Genomic DNA, 11836 nt, shown 5'->3' on the forward strand with positions numbered 1-11836 from the left:
TATACAAGTTCATGCGTTATGGATCAAAAGAATGAATGCGATATTCACTATTGTGTTTGCATACTGTGCTTTTTACAACGCTAATACCAATATTTTTATTCAACCATTTTTGTCTTTGGAGAACGAAATATGACAAAATATGTAATGGCCTTAGATCAAGGAACCACAAGTTCGCGTACAATTTTATTTGACAAAAATTCGCAGATAGTTGCGAGTCGCAGTAGCGAATTTACCCAGCTATATCCGCAACCAGGGTGGGTTTCTCACGACGCACGCGAAATATGGGATTCTCAAGCGCACACTATGCGCAAGGTACTACGTGATACAGAAGTCTCTCCCTCTGATGTTGCCGCGATCGGCATTACCAACCAACGCGAAACTACCATTTTGTGGGATAAAAATACTGGTGAACCGGTGTACGAAGCGATTGTATGGCAGTGTCGTCGTACTTCGCAAATCTGCGAAGAAATCAAAGCAAAGGGCTGGGAAGAAGAATTTCGTAGTAAAACAGGTCTGCCCGTAGACGCTTACTTCTCTGGTACTAAGGTACAATGGATATTGGATAACATTCCAGGTATACGCAACCGTGCAGAAAAAGGCGAAATTTTGTTTGGCACCGTCGACTCGTGGCTTGTGTATAAGTTGTCAGGAGGTAAGCTACATATTACCGACTACAGCAATGCTTCGCGGACCATGCTATATAACATTCACGAACAAAAATGGGACGAGGAAATTCTCGGCAAACTAAATATTCCTGCCAGCATCTTGCCGAAAGTGGTCGCATCTAGCGGTGTCTATGGCACGACATGCAAAAAAGTTTTTGGCGCGGAGGTTCCCATTGCTGGGATCGCTGGAGATCAGCAAGCGGCACTTTTTGGCCAAGCATGCTTTTCTCCTGGTATGGTAAAAAATACTTATGGAACTGGCTGTTTTATTTTGATGAATACCGGGGAAAAAGCGGTATCTTCGGAGTCAGGTCTCATTACTACCATTGCTTGGGGGATTGATGGTAAAGTGGACTATGCTCTCGAAGGTAGTGTTTTTGTTGCTGGTGCGGCGATTCAATGGCTACGCGATGAACTACGCATCATACACGATGCCGCAGATACCGAATACTATGCCGCAAAAGTGCCTGATGCCGGAGGGGTTTATTTTGTTCCCGCTTTCGTCGGACTGGGTACGCCGCACTGGGATATGTACGCACGCGGTGCTATCTTGGGTTTGACACGCGGAAGCAACCGCAATCACATCGTGCGCGCAGCACTCGAAGCCATGTGCTACCGAACCAAAGATGTTGTTGATGCAATGCAAAAAGATTCCGGCATTAATTTAAAAGAATTGCGCATTGATGGTGGCGCATCGCAGAACAGTTTGTTATGCCAATTCCAGGCCGATCTACTCAATGTTCCTGTTCATCGGCCGACAATATTTGAAACTACTGCCCTCGGGGCCGCCTATCTAGCGGGACTTGCTGTGGGATATTGGGAAAACCGCGAACAAATTGCGGAAAATTGGTCAATTGCCAGTTCGTATACCCCGAAAATGTCGGAAGAAGTACGCGAAGAAAAATATAACGGCTGGCAAAAAGCGGTACAACAAGTCACCACAATGTAAATTCATATAAAAAAGAAGGGCGGATCATACCTCCCTTCTCCACCAAAGGTACTACATCATTCCTTCGTTTGCAAATCAGCGCATTTTCGTACATAATTTATGTGGAGCAAGGTATTTGGGAGAACAAAATGAAAGTTGTTTTATGTAATTGTCCACCAGACAAAGCAGAAGAGATTGCCAAAGAACTCGTAGAAAGCCGTGTTGCGGCATGTGTAAATATCTTGCCACATGTAAAAAGCTTTTACCACTGGGATGGGAAGTTGTGTTGTGATGAAGAAAAAACACTACTCATTAAAATTCGCGGTCACGATTTTCGCGTGCTACAACAGAAAATATTACAGCTACACCCAAACGATGTTCCGGAAATAGTTGAACTAAACGTATCCAATGTAAATGCGGAATATCTAAAATGGTTGTATGCTAGTACAGGAGGAGAAGATGCGTAAGTATTTACTTGGGTTTATGTTACTGCTAAGCATTCATGCGCATGAAGTAAAAGTTGGTAATATTTCTTACTATGCTTTACAGCAACAGCGGTTTTTTTGCGTAGAGTTGGATGTGATAGATAGCACGCCAGATCTTGTTGCGGAAATGGACATTGTTGTCGAAGACAGTTCGCAAAAAACCTATAGTCATTTTTTACTACGCGGTGAGGAGTGGCCCGATTTTGTATCACAGAATCCACAAACAAGTCGTTTGTATTGGATCGGGCGTTTTTCTGAAGAAGGCAAAATATTAGTAGATACCACTCTACTGCCATTTTTTTCGGAAAATACCTTTCATGCCTTTAGTCAAACGTTAGAACTACCAAAAGAAGCCACGCAAAATAAAGCATTGCCCTCGATGTGGGCGATGGCGCGAAATGCGTCTTATAGCCGATATTTACGTCAACAACGCAATGATTATATCGAACACAGTTTGGTAAGCTCGGCCAGTAGGTTTCGCATACCAGTGCAAGTTTCTCCTTACTTACTAGGAGAAAATATTCGCAATATATCCTACACCAAAACAAGTGAAAAAAACATTGACATTGTCCAGGTGGAGGGGCTGCGTCCCTACGAAAAATTTCCGGTCAAAGATAAAAATATTCCTACATTTCTCATGACAAATATTGTGCCTAAAGACTATTATTTTCTGCATTTTACTTCGGCAAAGGGCATCTTTAACCTTGTCGACAAACTGGGGAAATGTCAAGACAACTTGCTTACACAGTTCACGACAACCGGCCGTTCTAGTTCTTTTTTTGAAAAAATGCTGCAAACACTTGCCATTTCCTTTGACAATAGTGAAAGTGATAGTGGCGGCGGTGGATTAGGTAAAAGTCTTCTCGATTGGGTCATCGCGGATATGGCTCTTGTGGGATCAGACTTTTTATTGAGCGAGGGGAGTTCTTATGCGTTGATCGTCCACGTAAAAAGTCAATTTTTATTAGACTTTCAACTTAAAAAATATTTTAGCCAGGCGGTCAAAAACGGAGCAACTTCTTTATCAAAGCGCTATAGAGGGATTTCATACCGTAAAATTGTCGACACCAAGAAAGGCATAAATAGCCACTCGTGCTACATCAATAATTTTCTGGTTTTGAGTAACAGCGAGACAATGATCAAAAATATTATCTCCACAACACCACCAAAATCGTTGGCGCGTACAAATGACTTATTAAAGGCGCGTTCCGTGTTCGCTGCAAATCCCCAAAAAGAACAGGCATTTCTATACATTTCGCGAGACCATTTGTACAAAATAAATAGTCCACAATACACCATATCGAGTTACCGCAGGGCCATGTGCCGTGATAACCTACGTTTTCTACAATACGAACTCCTGGAAAGTTACAGTAATCATCGTAGAATGCCAAAAGATTTAGCGATTCCCGAAGAAATGCATTGCGCAGATGGCGGTAAATATGTGCTTCGTTATGCGAAACCGACGTGCACGGTGCACAATCATCTTGGTTACCTTACCCCTGTCGATGAAACCCTACCACGAACTGTCTACGAAAGCGAACACAGCGCCTACGCAAAATTTCGCGATAGCTTTTATGGACAGGAAAACGAGTTTTTGTCACCCATTGCTATGCGCATACCTGAGTCCAAAGAGTTAAGTGCTGAAATTTTTTCTCCCGCAGCGAGCTATGCACTCTTTAAAAATTTACCAAAATACTTAATTAATGACAATCAACGAATATTAAAAACGTATTTACCCAATGTATTTTTCGCAGCTAATTTATCGTGCAATATGGACAAAGTACTCGAAGACCCTAAAGTTAAAAAGTATTTGCAGCAATTGCGTGTCCCGCATTTACATGCGCTTCTACCTAATCTAGGAAAACAGCTCTCACTATATGTTTGCGATGACGATCTATTGTTTGTTCCGCAAATAGACGCAAAGTTTTATGATATTTCGACATTTATGCCGGCTTTTGTTACGCTACCATTTTATAGTACAATCACGATTAAAAATCCCATGGAATTAGAACGTAAACTCCAGGCAATTATTTGGGACATAAAAAAATATCACTCTATTGAAAACGAAATTCAGCTCAACGTTGTCAAAGAGGAGTATCACGGTAAAAAATGTTATATTTTCAAATTTAAATATCGTTCGGTGCAGTACTCGTTGTTTCTTGTTATCAAGGAGAACTTTTTAGTGGTAACAAACAAACGCGACGTTGCGTTTGCATTTATTGACGACAAAGTCGATTCTTTTATGGCGCAGGCAAATAATTTAGAAATCTTCGTAAGCCCAAAAAAGATAAATAAGATTCGCGAAAATTTGAAATGGGAAGCAGGAGACCATATCCGCCAAGAGTGTACCTATAATATGCACATGCTCGAAGTCGTGGGGCGCTTTTTTCCCGAAAAAACACTTGCCAATATACAAGACACAATGTATGGTTACAGCGAAATAGTTTGTCCTCAGGGAGGAAAGTACACACGTCATTTTCATCGTTTACGTTGCGATGTTCACGGGACAAATTTGTTATCAAAAAGGAAAATACAGCCTGACTCGGTAAACGCAGTATGGCCCGATACATCTGTAGATTTAAATTTTACCGATCAAGGCTTTATCGTTAAAATACACCTTCAAGGAGCTAAAAATTGAATACTTTGGAAACGCAGTGCATTACTACTCTTCGCATGCTATCTGTTGATGCCGTTGAAAAAGCAAATTCCGGACATCCCGGATTGCCTTTAGGTTGTGCTGCGATTGCCCACACCATATGGTCGCGTTTTTTACAACATGATCCTAAAAATCCACAGTGGATAAATCGCGATCGTTTTATTTTGTCTGCGGGACATGGCTCGGCGTTATTGTATGCGCTCTTGCATGTTTATGGCTATGATTTGTCACTTGAGGATCTACAAAATTTTCGCCAATGGCACAGTAAAACTCCCGGGCATCCCGAGTACGGAGAAACACCAGGAGTGGAAGCAACGACTGGTCCACTTGGGCAAGGTTTCGCTATGGGAGTGGGAATGGCGATGGCCGAGCGTTATCTGAGTGCGCAATACAACAAAGAAGATAGCAAAATAATAGATCACTACGTGTATGCTTTGGTATCTGACGGGGATCTTATGGAAGGTGTCACCGCCGAAGCGGCTTCGCTTGCTGGCCATCTACAGCTAAATAAATTGATATATCTATACGATGACAACAACATCTCCATTGATGGCAACACAAATATTACTTTTACCGAAAATGTGGAACAACGTTTTTTAGCGTACAATTGGCATGTGACTCGTGTAGCAGATGGCAACGACTGCGATGCCATTGCCGCGGCCATTTCTGAAGCGAAACAACAAGATAAGCCGTCACTGATTATCGTAAAAACACATATTGGTTATGGTAGTCCCAAACAAGACACGGCAAAGGTCCACGGTTCACCTCTTGGCAGCGAGGCAATTCAAGCAACACGTGACAAATTTTCGTGGCCGCAGAGTGACTTTCATGTTCCACAAGAAGTAAAAGAAGAGATGCAGAAAGTACTTACTAAATGTGCTGAACAGCACAATACTTGGCAAGAGAAGTGGAAACAATATAGCGAAAAATATCCAGAATGTTCGGCAAAATTGGACGCGGCAATGCATCGCCAATACCCAGAAAACTGGAGCGACGGAATTGCTGATATTTTTGGCGAAGAACAGTCTATGGCCACCCGTGCGGCCTCAGGAAAAGTGATCAACTTTATTGCCGAGCGCTTACCTCAGTTTTTAGGCGGCTCCGCAGATTTAGCTGGTTCGAACAAAACCGATATCAAATCCAGCGTTGATTTTAGCGTGCAACAACAAGCGGGACGTAATATCCGTTTTGGAATTCGCGAACATGCGATGGGGTCCATTGTCAACGGAATGTCTCTGCATCAAGGTGTTGTTGCTTTTTCTGCGACATTTTTGGCATTTGCCGATTACATGCGTCCCGCGATTCGCCTAGCGGCCCTGATGAAAACACCCTCTATTTTTGTATTTACCCACGACAGTATCGCCTTGGGAGAAGACGGCCCAACACACCAACCGGTAGAACAACTCATGAGTTTGCGTCTTATTCCCGATCTTTTGGTCATGAGACCTGCAGATGCTTTAGAAACAGCGATTATGTGGCGCGAAGCCGTTACATCGACTCTTCCTTCCGCATTATGCTTAACACGCCAAGGCGTTACACCTCTTGCGGAATACGCGTCAGCAATTACCGCTAACGCCGCAAAGGGAGCATATACACTTTGCGAAGACGATAATGCACAAGTCATTTTAATCGCAACTGGCTCGGAAGTAGGTTTGGCTCTGGACGCGAAGAAAAAACTGGGGGAAGAAAGTATTCCTTGCCGCATAGTTTCTATGCCATGCTGGGAACTTTTTGCGCAACAATCCCCGGAATATCGCGAAAGTGTTTTGCCTAACGACGTTCCCAAAATCTCTATTGAGGCGGGATCAACTCTTGGCTGGCAAAGTATCGTGGGAAATAGTGGTGCCACGATTGGTATTGACACCTTTGGAGCTTCAGCACCGTGGGAAGTTCTTTACGACAAGTTTGGATTTAATGTCCAAAACGTTTTATCCACAGTAAAACAAGTTTTAGGAAAATAAATATGTTATTACGATTGTTTTTCATAGCAATGCTTATGTCGTCTATTGTTATGGCTGAGACAATTACTTTTAATGGTAGAACAGGTAATATTCTTGATTTGCAAACAAACGTTGACTTGACCGAAGGCTCGTTTACATTTCGCGAAATATCTGGTTCCGCTTCCTTCATTGAAAGTAACGGAAATCTAAACACCGCATCATTTGATGATGATATACTTGGTTTTAATAGCGATGGCACACAAGTGGAATTTTTCGCCACCAGCGGTAGTTTCTTTAATGCTCTAGACGTACGTGTCGGAGCCATTAGTAACGGAGACTTTACCTTTACCGGTTTTCGCAACGGACAACAAGTGGCGAGCCAAAATATCGCAGGTGTATCTCCCAGCAATACCTTAGTTAATTTGGCAGGATTTACAAATTTGGATTTGTTGTTGGTAACTGCTGTTGATAACGCGGTTCCTGATGGCTTCTTTTTACCTATTATAGACGACTTACAGTTACAGACGGTTCCCGAACCGACTACGTATATTGCGTTGTTGTTGGGAATGGTTTTTCTTATTAGGCGTTCCAAAAAGTAAACGTTCAATAAAAAAAGATTATGGGAAACGCATTTCCCATAATCTTAGCTTGTAACTTACGAAATCTTACTTTGTAACTTACTTGAAGTTCTTAGCAGCTTTTACAGCCTCAACAGCATCAATACGTCCACCGTTTTCTTTGATCTTAAAAGTACCTTTTTTGACACTTGATTCCATCAAAATCTTGCGAACAGCTTCGGTATTTCCTTTTAATTTTGGATTTACAGCAAGTAGCATTGCTGCGATACCAGCCGCATTAGGAGTTGCCATAGATGTTCCAGATGCTATGTAGTAAGCTCTGTTATCGTAAGGATCTTTTGCTCCGCCGTTTCCAACTGCAAATTCAGCCTTTTCATAACCAGCATCACGATACATATCAACATACTTGCCCTTGAATTTTGCACGAAGAGAAAGAATGTTTACACCAGGGGAAACTACGTCTACCCAGTTACCAAAGTTAGAGAATGTCGCTAACTTGTCTTGGTGATCACTAGCACCAATAGCAATAGCGCCATCACAGAAAGCTGGGAAAGAGTGTAGATCTTCACCGTTGTTTCCTGCAGCAGCGATAGGAATTGCATTTTTGAGTTCTGGAGCATTTAGGATATCATCAAAAGCCGCTTTTAAGATAGGCTCTTGTTCTGGGAACAATGGAGTTGCACCAAGGCTTAAGCTGATGATGTCAGCACCTTGTTTACCCGCCCACTTGATTCCATCACCGATAGAAAATAGGTCACCACTTCCATCTTTGCCCATCGCTTTTACTGAGATGATTTTTACGTTTGTTGGGCCAGAAGAACCGGTCATACCTTCTTTATCAGAATATCCAGCCGCAATACTTCCAGCACAGTGAGAACCGTGACCATGATCATCGTGATGATCGCCTTCACCCCACCAAGCGGTAGTATCTTTACCAACTGGCTTGCCGTCTTTCATCAAAATGCGGCCTTTCAAACCTGGGTGTTCTGTATCAACACCAGTGTCTACAACTGCAACGATCACTGGTTCGTGATTTTCAGGAATCATTTCCCAAGCTGCGGTAGCATTTAAGTCGCTACCAGCGATTCCACCGAATTCACCAGGGTTTTTCATATCCCACTGCAATAAAATATCGTGAGCATTTCCGTCGCGATCTCTGTAGATATCTTTACGGTTGAAACAAGGGTCGTTGTTGTTGATTTTGAAGATGTAGTTCGGCATCAACTTAACGCCTTGAGCGTCACGAGACATGCTACTGTTGAAAAGACGTACTGCTTCCACAACATTTTTCGCCGCAGAACGATTTTTTGCTTCATATAACTTTAAAGTCATTTGACCAAAAGAAAGTTCACGACGTGTTTGGGTATAACCCCAAGTTTCCAAAATTTGTGTTGCTGCGGTTACGTTTGCGCTGCGTGCATTCGAAACATATGCCACTAGTTGTCCAGGGACAAATTGTTCTTTTACTGTAGACTGTACAGCTGGTGCATCAGCAACTGCAAAACTAACGAACAGCATGCTTAGAGCCATGAATAGGGCTACTAGTTTTTTCATCAAAAACCTCCCGATATTGAAATAAAATATACAATACTTAAAACATACCTTTTATCCGCCTGTAAGTCAAACAGTTTCTACTTTTCTGGCGGCAAATAAAATGCTTGAAACTTCGATACGCTTTACGTATTATAGTATGTAACTATAAAGTGAGGTGAAACTTGGAAATAACAAAAATTGAGTGCCTTGCAGATTTATCGACGACGATTCTTGAAAACAGTGATATGCTTGAAAGAACAAAAGCCGTCGCCGCTTTTTTGCAAAATTTTGGCGAAGAATATTTTGTCGCCATTACCCAGCAAGATCCCACAACAAAGGTGCTTCATAAAAGCCACAACAAAAAATTCTCTATTGATTGGTTTTGGGAGAACAAGAACACTCCACAACATTGCTACTCAAAAAAAAAGTACGGATATTGCATTGAAGCACAACAAATCATTTACATCGAATCCAAAAAAGATTTTTCGACACAAGAAGTCAGTGTATTTACCATTATCCGCAATCTCCTACGTTTAAAAAACAAACAGCGTTCTACTGGCAAAACAACATCTGCCAAAAAGCGCGTCGTAAAACGCAGTGCACTAAACTATGCTTACAAAGAAATCATCGGCCAAAGTGCAGCACTTGTTTTACAGCTAGCCAAGTTAGATAAAATAATTCCGTCGAATGTTCCGGTTCTCATTCAAGGAGAAAGTGGGACAGGCAAAGAACTCATTGCCCGAGCAATTCATATGTACGGGCCACGCAAAGACCAACAATTTGTCGGTGAAAACTGTGCCGCGCTTGCCGAAACTCTTTTAGAAAGCGAACTATTCGGTCACGTCAAAGGAGCCTTTACCGGAGCAGTGCAAAGTCGTAAAGGATTGTTTGAGCATGCCGACAAAGGAACGATCTTTCTCGACGAAATCGGTGACATGAGCCTCAATATGCAAAAGAAATTGCTACGCACGCTGCAAAATGGTGAAATTCGCCCGGTGGGTGGAAAAACAATAAAGAATGTTGATGTACGCGTGGTAGCTGCCACCAACAAAGATTTAAAACACGAAGTCGAACTCGGAAATTTTCGCGAAGACTTGTTTTATCGCTTAAACGTAGTTACAATTCAATTACCATCACTTCGCGAACGTGAAAATGACATTTTATTACTTTTTGATTTTTTCTACAAAAAAATATGTTGTGAAATGGGAGTCGAAGAAAAACCCGTTGACTCCGAAGTCCGCGATATGTTTTTGCAATACAAATGGCCAGGCAACATTCGCGAATTACAAAACGAAGTACGACGTATTGTTGCACTTTGTGATGATGTGGTCAATGCCGAAGTTGTCTCGGAAAATATAAAAAACGTTAAATAAAGGAGGTCAGACAGATGAAGTGGATTATATCAATACTGATATTACCCGCATTGCTGTTTGCAAGCGAAATGAACTATGTTGTTGTGGACATCGATAGCATAGGTTATGAAAAGCTACAAGAGTTAAAACAACATAAGTCTCTAAAGTGGTGGGTTGAATTGGAAAATCAACTACTCACTCTGGTGAACAAAGACAATATCGATGCTCTACAAAAAGAGTACAAGTGCAACACTCTACCTATTGCTGTTGAGGAAGAAAACCTGCACTTCGTAAAGCGTGCACACCAAAAAGACCTGATGATACCAGGTGTCGAAGTTTTGGGTAATGCCGGTCGTACGGCGGTGGTCCAAGCTCAGAAGAGCTGCGTTTTGGGAATCGGACAATGTCATGACTCTCACTACGATGCCACCACAAACTCCAACGCAGTACACGCTTCACTAGCACCTTTTGCACCCAATACTGTTGTTGCACGTCAAACAGCAAATGAAATGCCTTCGATTAAATTCTCTACACGCGCTGATTATTCTAAACTTGCCGATAGCGTTGATGGCAAACGTTGGAAAGCCACTGTAGATCACTTATCGTCTTACAACCGTTACACCCACGGCGACGGAGTGATCGAAGCACGCGATTGGCTAGTACAGCAATACAAAGACCTGGGACTAGAAGTTTCCACACAAAGTTTTAGCGTAAGTTTCACCACTGCTTACAATGTAATTGCGGTCATGAAGGGGACAGAAAAGCCCGATGAGATATTTATCGTTGGCGGTCACTACGACTCTATTTCACAGAGCCCAAGTACTGCGGCACCTGGTAGTGAAGACAATGCCAGTGGTGCATCTGGGGTACTAGAAATGGCACGTGTTTTCGCCAAAAATCCTCCCAAGTCTACCATCATTTTCATTAACTTTTCGGGAGAAGAGCAAGGTTTAGTCGGAAGCTACAAGCATGTAGATACCATGATCGCCAAAGGGGATCACAAGAAACTAAAAGCAGCTCTTATCATGGATATGATTGGTTATACGGGTGATTCAGACTTAGACTTGTTGCTAGAAACCGCGGATGTAGGAAAACACCTATTTCCTATTTTTACCGAAGCAGCAAAACAGTACACTTCACTGCGTATCGTAACTTCACTACGTCCATTTGGTTCTGACCACGTACCATACATTCGCAAAGGTCTACCAGCATTGTTGACCATCGAAAACGATTGGGACGAGTACAAACCATATCACACCACAGGAGACCTTTCTTCCAAGGTGAGTACCGATATGGGGCACCAAGTACTACGTATGAATGTTGTGACCATTGGAATGTTGATGGACCAAGATTAATCTTGGGTAAGGGATTCGTTTTCCAATGGGTGCCCTCACCATCGAATTAACAGGTTTTCAGCGCAGCTGAAAACCTGCTATTCTCATACCTCTCCCACGGGAGAGGTGTAAAGCTTCTCTTTTGTAAAAAACAAAATTCACTTGAGTTGCGAGAAATAGGTATAGCGCTACGGTTTTTATACAATTGTGGTTGTGTGTATAGCGGCACAAAATAAAACAATAAGATAAATTAAGACGTGTTATGCCTCTCCCACAGGAGAGGCATGAGGCTTGTTGCTTTCAGCGTAGCTGAAACCTACAAGACGATGGTGAGGGCACCAATACGAAGACGAATCTTATTCACC

8 protein-coding genes are annotated in these 11836 nt (G+C 42.3%); 7 read left to right on the forward strand and 1 reads right to left on the reverse strand.

Annotated features, from left to right (window positions below):
- Positions 1–129 precede the first annotated feature (129 nt).
- The 5 genes from glpK to UABAM_RS01185 all read left to right on the forward strand — a co-directional run bounded on the left by glpK (position 130) and on the right by UABAM_RS01185 (position 7273).
- Positions 130–1614, forward strand: a complete 1485-nt coding sequence (glpK, locus tag UABAM_RS01165) for a glycerol kinase GlpK (RefSeq protein ID WP_151966156.1) — start codon at positions 130–132, stop codon at positions 1612–1614.
- 128 nt (positions 1615–1742) lie between these two features.
- Positions 1743–2060: a divalent-cation tolerance protein CutA gene (cutA, locus tag UABAM_RS01170; protein ID WP_151966157.1), complete on the forward strand. Its 318-nt coding sequence runs from the start codon at positions 1743–1745 to the stop codon at positions 2058–2060.
- Complete coding sequence (locus UABAM_RS01175; protein WP_151966158.1) at positions 2053–4716, forward strand: DUF3352 domain-containing protein; 2664 nt, start codon at positions 2053–2055, stop codon at positions 4714–4716. The genes cutA and UABAM_RS01175 overlap by 8 nt, the downstream gene beginning before the upstream one ends.
- Positions 4713–6695: a transketolase gene (tkt, locus tag UABAM_RS01180; protein ID WP_151966159.1), complete on the forward strand. Its 1983-nt coding sequence runs from the start codon at positions 4713–4715 to the stop codon at positions 6693–6695. Before UABAM_RS01175 ends, tkt begins: the two co-directional genes overlap by 4 nt.
- A 2-nt stretch (positions 6696–6697) precedes the next feature.
- Complete coding sequence (locus UABAM_RS01185) at positions 6698–7273, forward strand: PEP-CTERM sorting domain-containing protein (protein WP_151966160.1); 576 nt, start codon at positions 6698–6700, stop codon at positions 7271–7273.
- Positions 7274–7351: 78 nt separating this feature from the next.
- On the opposite strand, the gene UABAM_RS01190 is transcribed toward UABAM_RS01185, so the two are convergent.
- Positions 7352–8770 (reverse strand): S8 family peptidase, encoded by a 1419-nt coding sequence (locus tag UABAM_RS01190; protein ID WP_173013067.1) that lies wholly within the window; start codon positions 8768–8770, stop codon positions 7352–7354.
- 197 nt (positions 8771–8967) lie between these two features.
- Here UABAM_RS01190 and UABAM_RS01195 point away from each other — a divergent pair, with 197 nt between their 5' ends.
- Together UABAM_RS01195 and UABAM_RS01200 are read left to right on the forward strand one after the other, a co-directional pair.
- Positions 8968–10158 (forward strand): sigma-54 interaction domain-containing protein, encoded by a 1191-nt coding sequence (locus tag UABAM_RS01195; RefSeq protein ID WP_151966162.1) that lies wholly within the window; start codon positions 8968–8970, stop codon positions 10156–10158.
- 14 nt (positions 10159–10172) lie between these two features.
- Positions 10173–11492, forward strand: a complete 1320-nt coding sequence (locus tag UABAM_RS01200) for a M28 family metallopeptidase (RefSeq protein ID WP_151966163.1) — start codon at positions 10173–10175, stop codon at positions 11490–11492.
- Positions 11493–11836: the final 344 nt, after the last annotated feature.

It is taken from the genome of Candidatus Uabimicrobium amorphum (assembly GCF_009002475.1).
Taxonomy (GTDB): Bacteria; Planctomycetota; Uabimicrobiia; order Uabimicrobiales; family Uabimicrobiaceae; genus Uabimicrobium; species Uabimicrobium amorphum.

Excerpts from the sequence above, each read along its gene's own strand:
- glpK (WP_151966156.1), top strand. The coding sequence starts at position 130 with ATGACAAAATATGTAATGGCCTTAGATCAAGGAACCACAAGTTCGCGT.
- UABAM_RS01190 (WP_173013067.1), bottom strand. The coding sequence starts at position 8,770 with ATGCTGTTCGTTAGTTTTGCAGTTGCTGATGCACCAGCTGTACAGTCT.
- UABAM_RS01200 (WP_151966163.1), top strand. The coding sequence starts at position 10,173 with ATGAAGTGGATTATATCAATACTGATATTACCCGCATTGCTGTTTGCA.
- UABAM_RS01185 (WP_151966160.1), top strand. The coding sequence starts at position 6,698 with ATGTTATTACGATTGTTTTTCATAGCAATGCTTATGTCGTCTATTGTT.
- cutA (WP_151966157.1), top strand. The coding sequence starts at position 1,743 with ATGAAAGTTGTTTTATGTAATTGTCCACCAGACAAAGCAGAAGAGATT.
- UABAM_RS01175 (WP_151966158.1), top strand. The coding sequence starts at position 2,053 with ATGCGTAAGTATTTACTTGGGTTTATGTTACTGCTAAGCATTCATGCG.